This is a genomic window from Blautia segnis (assembly GCF_014287535.1).
Classification (GTDB): Bacteria; Bacillota; Clostridia; order Lachnospirales; family Lachnospiraceae; genus Blautia_A; species Blautia_A acetigignens.
In genome coordinates this window covers 56310-73470 of the sequence record NZ_JACOOT010000029.1, presented here as the reverse complement: position 1 = coordinate 73470, position 17161 = coordinate 56310, and the positions used below count along the sequence as shown (strand labels likewise).

The 17161-nt window shown below is 46.6% G+C and carries 14 protein-coding genes and 1 pseudogene; 1 reads left to right on the top strand and 14 read right to left on the bottom strand.

Annotation, left to right across the window (positions count from 1 at the left end; translation table 11 throughout):
• Nucleotides 1-150 precede the first annotated feature (150 nt).
• From H8S54_RS12415 to H8S54_RS12355, 13 genes are all read right to left on the bottom strand, one after another.
• The gene (locus H8S54_RS12415; RefSeq protein WP_021926612.1) at nucleotides 151-1050 is read right to left on the bottom strand and encodes a CPBP family intramembrane glutamic endopeptidase; all 900 of its coding nucleotides are present in this window, start codon (nucleotides 1048-1050) and stop codon (nucleotides 151-153) included.
• A 26-nt stretch (nucleotides 1051-1076) separates the two neighbouring features.
• A complete protein-coding gene (locus H8S54_RS12410) occupies nucleotides 1077-1724 on the bottom strand; it encodes an HAD-IA family hydrolase (RefSeq protein WP_021926613.1) in 648 nt (215 codons plus the stop codon).
• A 103-nt stretch (nucleotides 1725-1827) separates the two neighbouring features.
• On the bottom strand, nucleotides 1828-2997 hold the full coding sequence (locus tag H8S54_RS12405; RefSeq protein WP_186901596.1) for a hypothetical protein: 1170 nt from the start codon (nucleotides 2995-2997) through the stop codon (nucleotides 1828-1830).
• Nucleotides 2998-3046: 49 nt separating this feature from the next.
• On the bottom strand, nucleotides 3047-4285 hold the full coding sequence (locus H8S54_RS12400; protein ID WP_186901595.1) for a serine/threonine protein kinase: 1239 nt from the start codon (nucleotides 4283-4285) through the stop codon (nucleotides 3047-3049).
• Nucleotides 4286-4599: 314 nt separating this feature from the next.
• Nucleotides 4600-6333 carry an ABC transporter ATP-binding protein gene (locus H8S54_RS12395; protein ID WP_117854380.1) on the bottom strand — a complete coding sequence of 578 codons (1734 nt, stop codon included), beginning with the start codon at nucleotides 6331-6333 and terminating at the stop codon, nucleotides 4600-4602.
• Nucleotides 6320-8110, bottom strand: a complete 1791-nt coding sequence (locus tag H8S54_RS12390; RefSeq protein ID WP_186901594.1) for an ABC transporter ATP-binding protein — start codon at nucleotides 8108-8110, stop codon at nucleotides 6320-6322. Before H8S54_RS12390 ends, H8S54_RS12395 begins: the two co-directional genes overlap by 14 nt.
• Nucleotides 8097-8588 (bottom strand): MarR family winged helix-turn-helix transcriptional regulator, encoded by a 492-nt coding sequence (locus tag H8S54_RS12385; RefSeq protein ID WP_117854382.1) that lies wholly within the window; start codon nucleotides 8586-8588, stop codon nucleotides 8097-8099. The genes H8S54_RS12390 and H8S54_RS12385 overlap by 14 nt, the downstream gene beginning before the upstream one ends.
• A 209-nt stretch (nucleotides 8589-8797) precedes the next feature.
• Entirely contained in the window at nucleotides 8798-10564 is a 1767-nt protein-coding gene (gene argS / locus H8S54_RS12380; RefSeq protein WP_186901593.1) for an arginine--tRNA ligase, read from the bottom strand.
• Between the two features lie 124 nt (nucleotides 10565-10688).
• Nucleotides 10689-11558, bottom strand: a complete 870-nt coding sequence (locus H8S54_RS12375) for a DegV family protein (protein ID WP_186901592.1) — start codon at nucleotides 11556-11558, stop codon at nucleotides 10689-10691.
• A 275-nt stretch (nucleotides 11559-11833) separates the two neighbouring features.
• Nucleotides 11834-12817 (bottom strand): hypothetical protein, encoded by a 984-nt coding sequence (locus tag H8S54_RS12370; protein WP_186901591.1) that lies wholly within the window; start codon nucleotides 12815-12817, stop codon nucleotides 11834-11836.
• A gap of 13 nt (nucleotides 12818-12830) precedes the next feature.
• Nucleotides 12831-14432, bottom strand: coding sequence for an HlyD family efflux transporter periplasmic adaptor subunit (locus H8S54_RS12365; RefSeq protein ID WP_186901590.1), 1602 nt, complete (start codon nucleotides 14430-14432; stop codon nucleotides 12831-12833).
• Between the two features lie 28 nt (nucleotides 14433-14460).
• Entirely contained in the window at nucleotides 14461-15300 is an 840-nt protein-coding gene (locus tag H8S54_RS12360) for a carbohydrate ABC transporter permease (protein WP_186901589.1), read from the bottom strand.
• Between the two features lie 2 nt (nucleotides 15301-15302).
• Complete coding sequence (locus H8S54_RS12355) at nucleotides 15303-16148, bottom strand: carbohydrate ABC transporter permease (RefSeq protein WP_243176810.1); 846 nt, start codon at nucleotides 16146-16148, stop codon at nucleotides 15303-15305.
• A 198-nt stretch (nucleotides 16149-16346) separates the two neighbouring features.
• On the opposite strand from H8S54_RS12355, the gene H8S54_RS12350 reads away from it, so the two are divergent.
• Entirely contained in the window at nucleotides 16347-17024 is a 678-nt protein-coding gene (locus H8S54_RS12350; RefSeq protein ID WP_117854388.1) for a response regulator transcription factor, read from the top strand.
• Between the two features lie 16 nt (nucleotides 17025-17040).
• Here H8S54_RS12350 and H8S54_RS19385 read toward each other — a convergent pair.
• Nucleotides 17041-17112 (bottom strand): annotated as a pseudogene (locus tag H8S54_RS19385) (hypothetical protein); the annotation flags it as partial.
• Nucleotides 17113-17161 lie beyond the last annotated feature (49 nt).

The following is a 17161-nucleotide window of genomic DNA, read 5'->3' as shown; positions in this document are numbered from 1 at the left end:
CACTTAAGATAACATATTTGCTGGTACTGTTCAATAGGTACAGTTATTAAATATTTATAAACACAAAAACTCAGAAAAAGCTTTCTGGCGGAACGCAGCTGCGATGGCTGCGAAACGGCAGGAAAGTTTTTCTGAGTTTCTGTATGATTTTTATATTTTTCTAGTACAACCTCTCTTCTGGTACTTCCTGTAACAATACCAGATTCCGTAAGTTCCCGCCAGAACCAGGAACACATTCAGTACCATAACGGACATAGTTCCTGTGTGATCCAGCATGTACAGCATCACATCACTTACGATCAGGCTCCAGATGTTTGCGCCCATGTGAAGAAGCACACTGGTGAACAGCTTCCCGCTCCATTCCAGAAGCAGCGCGAAAAGTGCTCCCAATATCGTGGCGTAAACGCCCTGGAGCAGATTCATGTGGTAGATTCCAAAGCAAAGGCCGGACAAAAGCGCGGCGGTTACCACGCGCATGTTGTCACGCATGCGAAGAAATACCAGCCATCGGAAAATAATTTCCTCCGCAAGAGGCGCGATAATACCCATCCAGAAAATTAAGCTCCAGATGCTTTTTCCATCAGAGATCAGGGACTGAGTTTCCTGGTAGACTTCCGGGTTTAAATACTGCTGGAAAAGTCCGATGAGAATATTTCCGTACTGTCCCAGGAATGCACCGATCACAAGGAACATGATCATTTCCGGAATGTGAAGATGTCCGCCTATGAGGCTGGAGCAAGATACATTCTTTCCGCTTCCAGCACCAAAGTCCTGTATTCTGCCATCTGAAATGCTGGCAGGCGTCAGTTCTTTTCCCAGTCTTCCCAAAATTCCAGTCAGGCTTCTTCTCCTGTAATCCCCCCGGTATAGCCAGATGCAGGGCACAGATGCCAGGATTCCAGTGAGCCCGGTGAGCAGAAGTGCCTGTTGGTAATAAGCCGTAATATCAGCTCCTGTCCGCCACACCAGAAGATACATTCCCAGATAGGACAAAACCTGGGAAATAGCAAAATGGATTCCTATTGGGTACAGGCATTTCCATGCCAGCACAGGAGGTTTTTGCTTTCTTCTGGGGCTTAGGCGAAAAAATCCAGGATCTCTTCTGCGGAATTTACAATCTTATAGGGATGAGCGTTTTCCAGTTCTTCTTCGGTGCCATAGCCGTAGGAAACCGCAATGCACTCAAGCCCTGCACGTCTTGCGCCAAACACGTCATGCTCTTTGTCGCCAACCATCATTACCTGATCCCTATGTTCAGAAAGCCCCAGCCGTTTAAGTGCTTCCTCAATCACTTCCGTCTTATTGGTTCTGCCGCCCTCCGGCTCACTTCCTACCATCTCATCAAAATAAGAATCAATGTGAAAATGCTCTGCTACGATTTTCACAAAAACCTCTGGCTTTGAGGAGGCAATGGCCAGTTTATATCCCCTGTTTTTCAGCCCGGACAGCATTTCTTCGATTCCAGGGTACAGCTCGTTTTCGAAAATACCAATGGGAGCGTATCTCTCCCGGTAAATCTCCACTGCCTTTCTTGCAGTTTCCTCATCGATTCCTGCATATTCTTCAAACTGCTCCAGAAGGGGCGGTCCTACGAAAATACGCAGCTTCTGAAGATCCGGTTCCGGCTTGCCGATTTTCTCTAGTGCGTACTGTACAGATTTGGTGATTCCCTCACCGGAATCTGTAAGGGTTCCATCTAAGTCAAAGAAAATTGCTTTATACATCTATATGTCAGCCTCCTGTTTATCAAGTATTTTGAAGCGTATGACTGCCAATGTACCAGACGGTTACGCTTTTTCTTATATGGTTGTTTATTATATCATCATTTTATTCTATCGTCCAGACTGGCATTTTCACGATCTTCTTTCCATCTAAGACAGCCAGCAGTTCTATGAAATTGGTTTTCTTCGTAATTGGCTCATCCAGGATAAGAGCATCCCCCTCCTGGTGCCAGGAAGCTTCTTCCCCGTTTAAGCGTAAGGACAAAATTGTGACATCCTGATTCTCTTCTGTTTTTACAAGCTTTATTTCGGGATATTCATTGATAGGGACAGTTTTTGCGTGATGAAAATATATGGTTTTGTTATAATTTTCATCCGTATTTTGTGTTTCTTCTTTATTTTCATGATTACTGTTATAAAATTTAAGTTCCGGTGAGTTTTTTGCCATGCCAACTGCTGAAAAAACCGTGCCAAGTGCTGTGATCTTATGCACAGAGGGAGCGGCTGTGGGACTGATTTCCTTGGAATCTTCTTTTGAATCTTCTTTTGAATCTTCTTTTGGATTTTCCTCTGGCTTCTCTTTTGCTTTTTCATCTGTAGTTGAAGCTGACTTTTTTTCTTTGGAAGCTTTATTTCCTGTACCATCACTGCTTTTTTTCGATTGACTATTTAGAGCGTAGCTGGGGTTGGTATTCTCATTATTTCCCGCCCCGCTGCTGTTGTCGTTGCTGGCGCAGTATCCTTCACTGGCACCCGCATTTTGCTCATAGTTTTCTGTAGGACTATTGTTGTTATGATTCCCATAACTGCTTTCACCACTGCCATTATTTCCCCCATAGCTGTTTTCATTACCATTAGGATTCCCCCAGGAGCCGCCTTCATTGCTGCTGGTATTCTCCCCTTGGCTGCCTTCACTGCTGTTATTACTCGCTTCGGGATTGTTTACGCTACTATTATTATTTGCTCCAGAACCACTTGCGTTGCTATTATTATTTGTTCCAGGACTGCTTGTGCTATTGTTATTATTTGTTTCAGGGCTGCTTGCGCTGCTGCCTCCATTTGGACTCTGCTCTGGCTTCGCTGGTTCCTGGGGCGCTTCCGATTCTTCTGTCCAGTCATCAAATGTACCCCCATCCCCTCCAATGTCAATATCGAATCCGCCGAACTCTCCTGCATAGATTTGGCTGTGAATACCGCCGCATATGATACCAGCCATAATAATCACAATCGCTCCAGTTCTCCACCGTTTCACTTTCTTTTCAACCGTTTTTCTCATATCTTCACACTTCAACTGCCTTCCAGTTATTTTTCCATAGCTTCACGCTTCAACCAATTTCCAGCTGCGTTTCCCATATTTTCACGCTTTGACAGTCCGTTCCGTCTGCCCCGCTTGTTTTGTATAAAGCCAGAAGCTTTCTGCTGGAGCTTCGCTGGCCTCTTCGCAGAAGAAACAGGCCATATTTTCCATAGCCTTCTGCATATTCCGGTGCGTATAAAAGCAGCTGTTCATAATATACCGCTGCCCGTTCCCACTCTTTCTGCAGTTCTGCATTCGCCGCCAGCAAAAGTAAAATACGCCTCTGCTCTCTGTCTTCTTTATATTCTTTTTGTATTTTCTGCAATTCTGTCTCAGCCCTTTGGCACAAATTTTCCCAGGATTTGCCTACCTGCGCATTTTCATCAGTGTTTTTTTCTGCCAAAGTGTCATAATAAAGCGTCGTTACTTCTGTCAGCGCTTCCTTAAAGGAAGGCTTTCTCTCCCGCACTGCAAAAAACATGCCGCCAGCAAGCAGAACTGCGGCCGTTCCCAGCACTACTGCCATATTCTTTCTGGTCCGCCCTCTTCTTTTCCCTATGTTAAGAAGCATTTTCTTTGCCTGTGCCGCACTTTGCAGACGTTTTTCTTCCTGCGGCTGCACACAGCGATGCACAAACAGCCACAGCCCCGGAATCTTCCACAAAATTCTCCCCCAGTTTTGCCCGGCCAAAGAGCGGATGGTTTTTCCAAGAGCAAAAAGATCACTTCTTTCACTGACTTTTCCCTGATACTGCTCCGGCGCGGCGAAGCCCTCCGTTCCCATACAGATTCTGGGCTCATTTCCAAATCCCAGTACTGCACTTCCAAAATCCACCAGATACAGCCTGCCAGTCTCCGACAGCATCAGGTTATCCGGCTTCAAATCCCCATAATAAATGGGCGGCTTCTGATTATGTAGATATTCCAGCACCTGAAGCACCGTATCTGAATAACTCAGGATTTCCTCTGCTGTAAATACATGCCCCACTCTTTGCAACTGTCCCAGGGACTTTCCCCGGATAAATTCCATCACAAGGTAGCAGGCTTCTTCTGTCTCAATATAGTCCACCATCCTTGGAACAAAAGGATGTTCCAGCAGACGCAAAAGCTTTGCTTCCCGTTTTTTGGAGATGGGAAGTTCCTTCACTGCCCAGTAATTTCCAAGCTCCATATCCCTGGCAAGGTACAGATGTCCCTCTCCCCCGGAGCCGATTTCCTCCACAACGCAGTAACGCATTTTTAAAATCATGCCTGTAAGACTGATCATGACCACCTCTTTTTTATGTAAAAAACTGTCTGGAAATAAAAATTAAGTGAATAAAACCAATGATAAATCAGATAAAATTAGAGATTATGAAATGCCCGCGTTTTCCATCTGGGCATTTAAGAATGTAATCGAAATTATAACACTAGAATCCTCATCTGAAAAGTACTTTATAAAAATTTCAGAACTGCATAAAATCTCAGCAACCGACCATTTATACATTCCTTTCCAACTATTTTTCCATAAAAAACTGCTATATGATCACAGAATAAGCTCTTCCTTAACTTCTGTTTTCATACAGCAGTTATAGCTTTCTCTTAAATACTGATAGTTCTTCCCAACTCCGCCGATGTTCTGTGGGAAATGGAAATCACCGTGCGATCCTTTGCCACACGCTTCAGTGCCGCCAGCACACTTTTCTCCGTCTCGGCATCCAGGTTTGCGGTGATCTCATCCAGAAGCAGCATTTTAGGTTCGGCCGCAGCTGCCCTGGCAATGGACAGCAGCTGCCACTGGCCCTTGGAAAAAATCTCCGGTGTACAGATCGTGTCATACCCATTTTCCAGTCTTTCAATTGCCTCCTTTAATCCGGTAAGCTCTGCAACTGCTTTCACCTGACGGTCAGAAATCCGGTTATCATACAGAGTGATCTGATCCCGAACCGTTCCTGGAACCATGTGGAAGGACTGCTCCACATAGCCAAAAAGCTTTCGTCTTTCCTCTGCCCGCACTGCAGCTGCCGGCATACCGTGGATCAGCACCTCTCCCTGATCCGGCTGGTAAAGTCCAAGCAGCAGCTTTAATATGGTACTTTTTCCTGCACCGGTACGGCCAAGAAGCGTAACCTGGTCGGTGTCCATAACTTTAAAATTCAGGTGTTCCAGCACCACATGCTCATCATAGCCAAAGGTCACATCTTTGAATTCTACGAATGGAACTCCACTCTTAGAAACAGACTTCTTTGAAAAATCTGACAGGTTTTCCCTATCTCCTGCATGCTCTGCAAATTTCTCATCCTTCAGCACTTCCATATTTCCTTCAGCCGCAACCTGGCTCTTCTCTTCCAATGCCAGAAATTCATTGATCCTGTGAATACCAGCCACAGCCGACTGAATGGTCTGAATCTCCATTCCAAGGCTTTCTACCGGAGTAAAAATCTGGGAAATGTAATTGATCACAGCCACAGCAGTTCCCGCGGACATTCCAAAGAAGGTCAGTACAGACTGATTTCCGGACGCAGAAAGCAGCATCACAACCGCAACCACAATCGCATTCAAGATCAGAATTACCGGAGAATACACCGCATCATAGAAATTGGTCCGCTCCATTGCCTGATAGCTCTCACCAATATAGGTGTCATAACGCTCTTCCATATATTTTTCCCTGGCAAGACAGTGGATGGTGCGGATGTTGTGCAGGGTCTCAGGAACATGGCCGGAAGCTCTTCCCACTGCTTTTCGGTTTTCAATCTGAGCGGTCAGCATGTTTTTCTGCACATGTCTGGTGAACCCAAACAGGAAGGGCAGCATTACAAGAAGCACCACTGTAAGTCCCTTATTTTCAAACCAGATTACCACCAGGATACTGATAATCTTGCAGGCATCTGCAAACATACTAATGATTCCTGATGTAAAAAGATTCTCTACCGTATCAACGTCCCCTACAAAACGGGAAACCAGGGTGCCGGGTTCCTGCCTGGTCAGGTTATCAGAGGTAAGGCTTACGAATTTTTCCATAAGACTGCTTCGAAGAGCATGGGTAATCTTCTGTCCGAATACAGTCAGAAGCCCTTCCCTTGCAGATTCCATAAACCCGGTAAATGCAAGCATTGCAAAATAAAGGACCAGGATATAAACGGCTGCCTTATTTCCGCCTGTGATGGTATCCACGATCCGGGCCAGGATCAGAGGCGGGATAAGCGCAGTCACAACAGCGCCGACAACGGCCAGAATAATTCCAAGGGACAGCCATTTCTGCTTTTTCACAGTCTGCCAGATGACGGTTTTTACCTGTCTTTTTGGGGCTCCCATAGCTTCCTTATTTTTCTTCATTGCCTGCGCCTCCTTCCTCCATAAACAATTTTTCATATTCCAGCACCTTTCTCAGAAGTTCCTCATGGGTGCCTGTCACTGTTTTTCCATCCTCCATCCAGATGATCTGATCCATCTGTGGGAACAGATACAGACGGTGGGAAATCAACAGAACCATATTCTCCCTAGACTGCTCTTTCAGATTTGCAAAAATCTGCTTCTCCGTGCTTTTATCCAGGGCAGAAAAAGGATCGTCCAGAATCAGCACAGGCTTCTGATAGCAAAGGGTTCTGGCAAGGGCAAGACGTTTTCCCTGACCGCCGGAAAGACGTACCCCGCCATTTCCAACCAAAGTCTGTATGCCGTTGTCCATTTCCTTTACTTCCTCATCCATGCAAACCATTTTAAGGAAATCTTCTGCATTTTTCTTTGTTCCCATAAGAACGTTATTTTCCACGCTGTCATTAAACAACTCTGGATCATGACCAAGATAGCCTATGATACCCGTACGCTTTGATGGTGTCATCTTTTGAAGTTCTTCGCCATCCACCAGGATCTGTCCCTCATAGGGATATTCGCACAAAAAAGCTTTTCCCAAAGTAGATTTTCCGCAGGCCACCGGACCGGTGATTCCGATCATCTGGCCTTTTTTGATCTGAAAGGAAATATCGTTCAAAATCTGTTTACCATCCGGGTAAGCAAACTTCAAATGGCCGATCTGTAATTGAGTTACATTTTCTAAACCAGCTTCTTTTCCTTCTGTATCCTGTCTTTCAGAATTTTCCCTTGCCTTGGCCCCGTTCTCTTCTTCCTGCTTTGTCAAAAGCGGCTTGATTCTTTTCCAGGAAACCTGTGCCTTATGCACTGCATTAAACAGCTTCGCCGCACTGGAGGACTTTACGGACATCTTCACAAAACATGCCAGGAAAGTCGTAAAGGACGCAATGGTCCAGGTGCTCCAGCCTGTTCCAAGAACATTTTTCTGGCCGAAATACAGGATAAACAAAACTCCGACCATGGAAATAATCCGATACACCGGCGGCATTACGGAATTCCAGATATTGGCCTTTACTGCTGATTTTTCATAAGAAGTGAGGTTCTCTTCGTATGCAAGCTGCCGCTCCTGTTCACATCCAAAAACACGGTATGTAATGGCATTTTCTGCCCTGTCCAAAGTGGCATTGCTCAGATATCCGGACTGCTCTTTGTATGCAGCCCCTGTCCTCTGAATCATCTTTTTCATCTTTTCCGCCGTCATATAGGAAATTGGCGGGAAAATCATGCAAAGCAGTGCCAGCCGGAAATCATACCACAAAAGCATTCCCGCATAAGCAGCCAGGGCCACTCCTGTATCAAAAATCTCCGTGGTAAACTTACGCATTCCTTCCACGCAGTCATCTACGTCCAGGATTGCCTTGGTCATAATGCTTCCCTCGCCCTCTTTCCGAAGGCTTGCGCGGCTTTTCCTTACCAGGCCTGCATACAGGATTTCTTTCATCCGGCGGTTTACATTGTTGGCAAAACGCCGCACATAAAATCGTTTGATGTATCTGGCAATCTGGACAACCGCAATGGCTGTCACATATCCAAGCACCAGAACCAGCATGTCGGAAAACTGTCCCAGCCCTCTCAGAATTTCAACCAGACAGCCGGTCATTTTTCCCTCAAACCAGAGGCCTGCCAGAAGTCCCAGGTTATAGATCAGGCCGGAAATGGTCACGATCAGAAGAACCTTCCATTCTTTTTTGAAATAGGAAAGCACTCTGTCCGGCTGAAAGGTTTTGTCACTTTTCTCCATCTTCTGCTCCCTCATCTTTGTGTTCCATTACCTTTTGTGTCACATCCGGGAATCCAGCCTGGCGCTGCCGCTTTGATTTCCAGTAAAGGGTATCTAAAGTTTTGCAAAACGCTTCTTTTTCCTCTTCTGGAAGCTCTGATAAAAGCCATTCATAAAAAATGGTCTCGATCTGTGCTTTGGAATTTTTCAGTTCTTCTGCCTTGGGTGTAGCGTATAAAAGCTGGCTTCTTCCGTCTTCCGGATTGTGCTTTCGGATCAGGTAGCCTTTGTTTTCCAGGCTTGCCACCCGCTTGGCTGCTGCCCCTTTGTCAATTTTCAGGGACTCTCTCATCACAGTCTGGGTCACTCCTGGATTGTGCCGGATAAAATGTATCACATCAAATTCCGCTGTCCCGATGCCGTCTTCCTTCATCATCTGTACGGTGAATTTGCTGATCTCACGGGCAATTTTTGTCATTTTACGCTGCGTGCTGTCCATGGTTTTCTCCTTTCCCGATTACTTATTTCAAATTAATTAGTTGTATGTTCAACCAGTTAGATGACAGTACAACTAAATTATTCTGTCAAGAACTAGAGCCTGTCTGAAAAAGGCTGTGCCCTGCCGAAATAACTTGGCAGATACACAGCCCTGTAAAATACGTTTTCTTTATGCGAAATAATCTCAGGAAATTTTCCTTACAAATCCCATCACATCTTATCCGGTGCTTCAAATCCCAGAAGATCAATGCTTGTCTCAAGCACTCTCTTGGTCAGCTGGAGCAGGCGGATATAGGATTCCTTCTGTGCCTGGTTCTCCTCGCTGAGAATCTTGGTCTCGTGATAGAAGCTGTTGAATGCATTGGATACTTCGTAAATATAAGCGCAGATCTTGTGAGGTGCCTTCTCCTCAAATGCACTCTCAATCATGCTGCCAAATCCAGAAAGCTGAAGCATCAGGTTCTTCTCGCTTCCATTGGAAGCCTTCAGAAGCTCTCCAGCCTCAAGGTTTCCGCCTGCTTCCACATAGCGGTTCAGGATGGATTTGATACGAACGATGGTGTAAAGGATGTACGGACCTGTATTTCCCTCGAAGGAAGTGAAACGGTCTACATCGAAAATATAATCCTTGGTTGCCTGGTTGGAAAGATCACCGTATTTGATTGCAGCCAGACCTACGATCTTGGCAGTATCTTTGGCATCCTTATCACGGACGCTTCTGTTCTCCACGATCTTATTAAACATTTCCTCGTCAATGTCTGCGATCAGGTTCTCAAGACGCATAACGCCGCCTTCTCTTGTCTTAAACGGCTTGCCGTCCTTACCGTTCATGGTACCAAATCCAAGGAAGGAAAGCTTGGTGTCATCCTCTACCAGTCCGGTCTTTCTTGCACAGCGGAATACCTGGATGAAGTGCAGCTCCTGACGCTTATCTACAACGTAAAGAATCTCATCCGGGTGGAACAGCTTCATACGCTCTACAATGGTAGCAAGGTCTGTAGTTGTATAAAGAGAAGCTCCGTCAGATTTCAGAAGCATGCAAGGCGGAATTTCCTTGGTATCGGTATCTTCCTTTACATCTACAACAAGTGCGCCCTGATCCTGGTATGCGAAGCCTTTTTCCTTCATCATCTCTACCATATCCGGGATGTATGGCTGGGCATCGGATTCCTTTTTCCAGAGGTCAAAGGATACGTTTAAGTTGGCATAGTTTCTCTTAAGGTCTGTAACAGAAACATTCATAATGTGGTTCCACAGAGCCATGTATCCTGGCTTGCCCTGCTGAAGAAGGTGAGTGGCCTCAAGTGCCTCCTGGCGGTATGCCTCATCCTCTTTGGATTTGCCGCTTGCACATGGATAGATTTCTTCCAGCTCGCTGATGGTAAATGGCGCTTCTGTTGGATATTCTCCTGTAAAGCTGTCATCAAAATATACAAGCTCCGGCTGTCTGTGCTTCAGCTCGGTGATGATCAGTCCCATCTGAAGTCCCCAGTCCCCAAGATGAACGTCACCGATCACCTTGTGTCCCACGAAACGGCCGATTCTCTTAATGCTCTCGCCAATGATGGCAGAACGAAGATGTCCTACATGGAGCGGCTTGGCAACGTTTGGTCCGCCGTAGTCGATCACGATGGTCTTCGGCTCTTTGGCTGTGTCTGCACCAAGCTTCTCGTCCTTCTCCATCTCCTTCAGATAATCTGCAAGGAACTCCTCGCTGACCTTCAGATTAATAAATCCAGGCTTTACCATTTCTTTCATGGAAAAGACTTTGGAGTCTGCCAGGTTGGCTACTACGTCGTCAGCGATCATAAACGGTGCTTTTTTATAGGCTTTAGCTCCTGCCATGGCACCGTTGCACTGGTATTCGCAAAGATCCGGACGGTTGGATACGCCTACTTTTCCGTAGGACGGATCATATCCTGCTTTCTCGAATGCAGAAGAAAGCTCTTCCGCCATATAGTCTGTAAGTTTTTTCATAAATCCTCCTAAATTCCCCGAGGGGATGTTATTTCTGTTATCATTTCTGCAATTTCTGTCACCCGGCAGTTCAAAAAAGTTCATTCACAGAACTATTTCTGACTCTGTAACTCCTGTCTGTATATTACACGGTCACTTTACGTGAACATGCAATTGCCAGGGAACCATGTCCAATGTGACATGCCACGCTAAGGGACAGCGGATCCATGTGAATCTCCATTCCCGGGAATGCCTCCTGCATCTCCTGCTTCCACTCCTGTGCCTCTTCCGGGTTGCCGGTGTAAGCAGCCTGAAGACACATCTCTCCATTCTGGACAAACTGGGCAAAACGTCCCTCGAAGTCTGCCTTCATGGCCTTCAGCATAGTACGTCTGGCCTGCTTCTTGCCTCTTACCTTGGCAAAAGCATCTAGCTTCTCTCCCTGGAGCTGCAGTACCGGCTTCAGGTTCAGAACCGTACCGATTGCGGCTGCCGCCGGGGTGATTCTTCCGCCCTTCTTCAGATATTTCAAAGTCTCAAGGGTAATATAAATACTGGAATTGAATTTCTCCTCCTCCAGGATCTTCTTAATCTCTGCACCGCTTCTGCCTGCCTCACGAAGGGCAATGGCGTCCTCCACAGACTGGCGCTGGGTTACGGAAATTCGCTGATTATCTACCACATGCACTCTGCCCTCATATTCCTGGGCAAGTCCCATTGCAGTGGCGCAGGTAGCACTAAGTCCGCTGGACATAGGGATCTGTACGATCTCATCATATTCCTTCAGAAGGGTATCCCAAAGTCCCATAGTCTCTCCCGGGCTTGGCTGGGATGTGGAAATGGAGGCGTCGCTTTTCAGCCACTGGTAAAATTCCTCCTGGCTTAAGGTGATTCCTTCCAGGTACATTTTCTCATTAATAAAAAAAGGCATGGGAATCACAGACACTCCAAGTCTGCGTCCTTCCTCCTGCGTAATGCCGCTGTTACTGTCCGTTACAATGGCAATTTTACTCATTCAATCTCTCCTTATCTCTTATAAAAAGTCGTCACTGTCCTGCCCTTTCGGCTCTGATTTTCCAGATAAAACAGCAACTGTAAATCCTCATCCCTGCTGAAGCCTGTTTGAAAAGGGATCCAGGGTCTTACATTCCATTATAATACCTCTGGTCCCTTCTGGCAAATACTTTAGAGAAATCTCTCACGAAAAAATGTACCAAAATATTCCTTTTCCAGGAAAATTCTTTTGACAAAACAGGAAAAGGACGTCTGGTACAGCATTTTGTGTATGCCCTACCAGACGCCCGCAATCAGCATGATCACAGTTGCTGCCGCACATTTTAGCATGCATCCCATGCCTGCGCACAGACGCTCTGCCTGGGCAGCTGTTTTGGGAAGCATCACATACCACCGGAAAAGTTCCATTTCTTTTTGGATTTTTTCCGGCCAGAAAGAGAAGTCGGACCATTTATCCGGCAGCCAGTCGTAGGGAAAGGTAATCCAGCCTGAGAGAAAGAACAGGCATCCTCCCCACAAAAAAGCTGTCAGGATCCATCTTAAATAGCGGCTGCCTTTTACCAGCCTGCCAAGGATTCCCTGAATACAAAAGGCTGCAAGCAGAACAAACGCGGCGGGAAACCATGGAGTCAGATTTTCAAGCCAGCCGTCATCCACCAGTGTTCCAAAATAGCCGTTGCTCATGAGGAATCCGGAAGCTGCATTTTCCTTACTTTGTCCTTTTGCCGGACGGACCAGCACCTGGGTGTAAATGGTGTCCTTTGCATCGGGGTGAATGAGAATCCGATGCATATTCCAGGATGCCGCCTGGCGAACCAGATAGGTTTTGTCGTTCAAAACCACTGCTCCGCCAACACAGTTTCTGCTTCCAAATAACTCCACTGCTGTTTTTTCATCTATAATGCAGCCTTCCTGGTCGTTCTCATCCAGGGCCATGCCCTCCCGGTCGTACAGAGATGCCTTTCCAAGAACACCAGTAACTGCCACCTGTGTCTGGCGAACGTATTCGGGATTTTGCAGATCTGTCATTCCGCCATTCCATACAAAACAAAGATCTGTGAACTCCTCTGCTTTTGCACCGGACAAAAGGATTTCTTCTGCCCGTTTCTGATCGGGGTATGTACCGTAGAGTTCGATCACAGCTGCATTGCTTTCTTCCATAGATGCATAATTCTGAATTCCCGAATAAAAAAGCAGGGCTGCGATGATCCACAGGCAGATGTTTTTCCAGTATTTAAAATTAATTTTTCCTTTATTCACTTTCGTTCCTTCTTTAATTTTCCACCAGCCTTACACGGCTGCCATCCTTCAGCTCCCGATTTGCAGAAACGATCACCTGCTGCCCGGAGGATATGCTTCCGCTCTCCAGGGCTGCTGTTGTCTGGTTTTTGTCCTTGACCGTCACAAAAACCTGCCGGGCAACCATCACAGTTCCAAGCACGGTGTTTTCCGTGTCTGTCACATACACGTAATTCTGGCCGTTTTCCTCATAAAGTGCAGTCAGCGGAACGCAGCAGTCATAAGGGCCAGCGTCCTTTGATATGAAAAACTGCGCAGTCTGTCCGATAGACAAGCTGTCTTTTGGAAGTAAAATGGAAAGCTTCCGAATATCAGAATCTTCTTCATCTTCTGTGATACTCTCCACAGATGCACCAGATATGTCATTATTGTTATTATCTGTAATCTGAACATCCATGCCGGTATCAATGTATTTCAGGTTTTCTTTGGAAATGCTTCCGGTCATTCGGAAATCATCGTCAAGAAGATAGAGGACTGCAGCAGCGCCCTGCCCGGTAATGTCTCCCGTCTGTACGGACAGGCTTTTCAGGACACTGTCGGAGGGTGATGTTATGATTCCTCCCGTATCTTGAAGCAGGGTCACTTTTTCCAGATCTTCCTTTGTGTTTTCCAGCTCCCGCTTTGTATTTTCCAGAGTACTGTCAGAGGCCTGGGGTGCGTTGGCATCGGATATATTTTTGCCGGCACTGGCAAGAGTCTGGTTTCTTCCTGCGATTGCCTCGTTTAAAGCCTCCTGTTTCCCGCGAAGGTCGTCCTGGAGGGCTTTTTCTGTGGCGGAATCATCCTGGGTGGAAGCAGCGTCGGAGCTTGAACTTGTCCCGGAGTTTTCCTCTAACTCGCCGTTATCCGATAGCTGTGAACTGCCATCTAAAGTCTCATTGCCAGATTGCGCCGCGATGCTATAATCGGTATTATCTTGCTGTGCTTCTTCCCGAGCGGTCTCCGTCTCGCCTCCGCTCTCAAAGCTATTTACAGAAGCTTCTGACTCTCTAGCCCCGTCCTCTGCCTCCCCGGTATCGCCGGAGGTAAAGCCTGCCATTTCATTTTTTTCCTGCGCAGCTGCTTCTCTCTCCTGATAAAATTCCTCCAGGCGCTGTCTGGCAACATTCACCTCCGCCCTGGCATTATCCACAGAAACATTTCCGCTCTGCGCAGCAAGCGCATAAGAATTCTCCGCCCAGGACTGCTCAGACGCCTGTTTCTGGTTATCCACACTTTTCTGGCTTTCCAGATCCTTCACCTGGCCTTCCAGGGTTTTGATCTTATTTTCCAGTTCCTTTGCGGCAGATGAAATGCTCTCGCCTGAAAGCTTCATAAGGGCATCCCCTTTTTTCACCGTTTCCCCGGCATGGACCAAAACCTGCTCCACCTGCAGGTTTTCCTGGACAAATACAGCCATCTCCTGGCTGCCCTCCACTTTTCCGGTGCCTGTCACCTCATGGGTCACCATCTGATTCTGGGGATTTTTTACCTGGATCTGTATCACATTCACAGAATCCGCCGCTCTTGATAATATAGTAAAAATCAGCATCACGGCAAAATACATCCCCGCCGCACCAATCAATTTTTTCTTCATGTCAATCTCCAATCTTCCTTTTCCATTTTTATTCTTTCACAGCCGTAGAGACAATTCCCTGCTCCAGATAATCCTGCCCGGCAAAAAACACCAGTACAGCCGGAATCAGGGCAACCATAGACGCAGCAAAAGCAGTGCCTGCATGATCCATGTCAATATTTGGCAGATACAAAGACAGGGGCCACAGCTCCTTTGTCTTCAGAAATACCATAGGCTGCTCGATCAGGTTCCAGTATTCCAGAAATCCAAGAACCATGGCAGAAATGACGCCAGGTGAACCTAAGGGGATGGCAATCATAAAAAACAGCCGAAGCTCACCTGCGCCGTCAAGTCTTGCCGCTTCCAGAAGCGCCAGAGGGATTCCCTCAAAAAAGCGGTACATAATAAATACGGGGAATGTAGAGAAAACCGCCGGGAAAATAATCCCCAAAAGCGAGTCCAAAAGCCGTAAATCATCCAGCACCAGATAATTGCCAAGAAGCATAACCTGAAATGGCATCATCATCAGTGCGATATACAAAGTAAACAATCCTTTTTTTCCTGGAAAATCAAACTTGGCAAATCCCCAAGCCGCAGGCATTCCTACAAGAAGCTCGCCTGCAAGTGCTCCTAATGTGATCTTCACGGAATTCCAGAACATGACGAAAAATTCCGGGGAATCTAATAGCACCTCCACGTAGGATCTTAAAGTAGGATACTCCGGGAACAGCTTCCAGGAGGCATAGCCTGTGCTTCCTGTTTTTAAAACAGGAAGAAGCAGATCCGTAAGCTCGTTTTTTCCCATCAGGGAGCCCACTGCAAGGAACAGAACCGGGAATACGAAAACAAGGGCCAAAAGGGTAAGCAAAAATGCGGTTATCTTTTTCATCCTTATGCATCCCCTTCCCAGGCCCTCTGCAAAAGCAGGATCAGTGCCATGATCACAAGTCCCGTGATCACAGCTGCCGCGGACATTTTGTCTATGGAAAGGTCTCTGTACCAGTTATCGAACAGATGCTGAAGAAGATACATTTTTTCCTGTGGATAGTCTCCTGCTGCCAGATAGGCCTCGCGGTACACCTTAAAGCCATTTAGCAGAGACAGTACCACAATGGTAAAAAGGGAGGGGAGAAGGTTTGGCATGGTGATACAGGTAAAGCATTTCCAGGTTCCTGCCCCGTCCACATGGGCAGCCTCATAAAGGGACTCCGGAATGGCAGACAGCCCCGCCAGCCAGAGAACAATGTCATACCCCAGGTTTCTCCAGATATAGCTGATCACAAGCACGCCAAAGGAGGCGCCTGTATTCATCCAGTCCACGTTTTTCAGGGACAGCATGAACAGTAAATGGTTTAAAATTCCCTGTCCATTAAACAGAGCTCTCCATAAAAGTACAACCGAGGCAACCGGGATTGCCATGGGAAGTAAAAAGGCTGTTTTCAAAAGCTGTCTGTGCATTTCCTTTAGTCCATTTATCAGTACAGCTGTTATTAATGACAGAAGCACCAGCAAGGGAATACAGGTTCCGAAAAAACGAATGGTATTTTCTCCAGCCAGCAGAAATGCCTGATTAGCAAAAACGGTCTCATAATTTTTCAGTCCTGTAAACGTCCCTCCCACTGCACTGAAAAAGGAGCGGCGGATCACATCCATATAAGGAAGGAGCCAGAACAGGCAGACGCCTGCAAAGCTTGGCAGAATAAATAAAATGCCTTTGAAGGCACGTTTTCTTTTCAAAGATAAACCCTCTTTTCATCACTCATTGTCTGGAGGAAATGATGTTTCCTGATGAAGTAAAGATAACAGTGGAATCTCTATTTTCTCTCTAAATGAGTAATTGATTTTTTTAGAAATTTTTTTAGAGATATTTTTTAGATTTCTGTGGTACAATGAGAAAAATGCCAAAATTGAAAATAGATCAGAAAGGTTTTTGCAATGCGTATTTTAATGATAGAGGATGATAAAGAACTGGCGGAGATTACGAAGCTTCGCCTGGAGAAAGACAATTTCACAGTGGATGTGTGCCTGGACGGCGCGGAGGGGCTTTATTATATGCAGGAAAACATGTATGACCTTGTGATCCTGGACCGCATGCTTCCTTCTATGGACGGCACCCAGGTTTTAAAGGAGGCGCGGAAAGCGAATGTATCCACACCTGTGATTTTTCTTACGGCACTTGGAGAACTTGAGGACAAGATTACGGGGCTTGACTGCGGTGCAGATGATTATATGGTGAAGCCTTTCGCCTTTGAGGAGCTGCTGGCGCGAATCCGCAGCATTATGCGCCGTCCTGGCAAATGGGGCGATCTGGGGCTTTTGAAGCTTGGGGATGTGTCCTTTGATCCGGAGTGCGGACGGCTCTCTAAAGGGGCGAAGGAATGCACCCTGTCCAAGCGGGAAAGTACCCTGATGGAGGTGTTTCTCCGAAATCCAGGCCAGGTACTCCCCAGAACCCTTCTTCTCTCCCGCGTCTGGGGCCTGGAATCTGATGTAGAAGACGGCAACCTGGACAACTACATCCACTTCCTCCGTCGCCGCCTGCACGCCGTAGACAGCAGTCTCCAGTTAAAAACCATCCGCGGAGTTGGGTATCAGATGGAGGTGTATCACTGAAAGGGGATTTAGTGAATCAAGGGGAACGCTGGCTATTGAAAACTATTCCCGCGATCTGCATGCCCCACTTTGCGATATATTTTGCAGAAAGCCTTTTTCAAACACGCTCTAGGAGTAACAGGTGCCCAGAGGCTGTG

What these genes read in the sequence shown, in the direction of transcription:
- H8S54_RS12410 (WP_021926613.1), bottom strand. Translation starts at nt 1,724, where the DNA reads ATGTATAAAGCAATTTTCTTTGACTTAGATGGAACCCTTACAGATTCC.
- argS (WP_186901593.1), bottom strand. Translation starts at nt 10,564, where the DNA reads ATGAAAAAACTTACAGACTATATGGCGGAAGAGCTTTCTTCTGCATTC.
- H8S54_RS12360 (WP_186901589.1), bottom strand. Translation starts at nt 15,300, where the DNA reads ATGAAAAAGATAACCGCATTTTTGCTTACCCTTTTGGCCCTTGTTTTC.
- H8S54_RS12365 (WP_186901590.1), bottom strand. Translation starts at nt 14,432, where the DNA reads ATGAAGAAAAAATTGATTGGTGCGGCGGGGATGTATTTTGCCGTGATG.
- H8S54_RS12375 (WP_186901592.1), bottom strand. Translation starts at nt 11,558, where the DNA reads ATGAGTAAAATTGCCATTGTAACGGACAGTAACAGCGGCATTACGCAG.
- H8S54_RS12400 (WP_186901595.1), bottom strand. Translation starts at nt 4,285, where the DNA reads ATGATCAGTCTTACAGGCATGATTTTAAAAATGCGTTACTGCGTTGTG.
- H8S54_RS12405 (WP_186901596.1), bottom strand. Translation starts at nt 2,997, where the DNA reads ATGAGAAAAACGGTTGAAAAGAAAGTGAAACGGTGGAGAACTGGAGCG.
- H8S54_RS12385 (WP_117854382.1), bottom strand. Translation starts at nt 8,588, where the DNA reads ATGGACAGCACGCAGCGTAAAATGACAAAAATTGCCCGTGAGATCAGC.
- H8S54_RS12390 (WP_186901594.1), bottom strand. Translation starts at nt 8,110, where the DNA reads ATGGAGAAAAGTGACAAAACCTTTCAGCCGGACAGAGTGCTTTCCTAT.
- H8S54_RS12395 (WP_117854380.1), bottom strand. Translation starts at nt 6,333, where the DNA reads ATGAAGAAAAATAAGGAAGCTATGGGAGCCCCAAAAAGACAGGTAAAA.
- H8S54_RS12350 (WP_117854388.1), top strand. Translation starts at nt 16,347, where the DNA reads ATGCGTATTTTAATGATAGAGGATGATAAAGAACTGGCGGAGATTACG.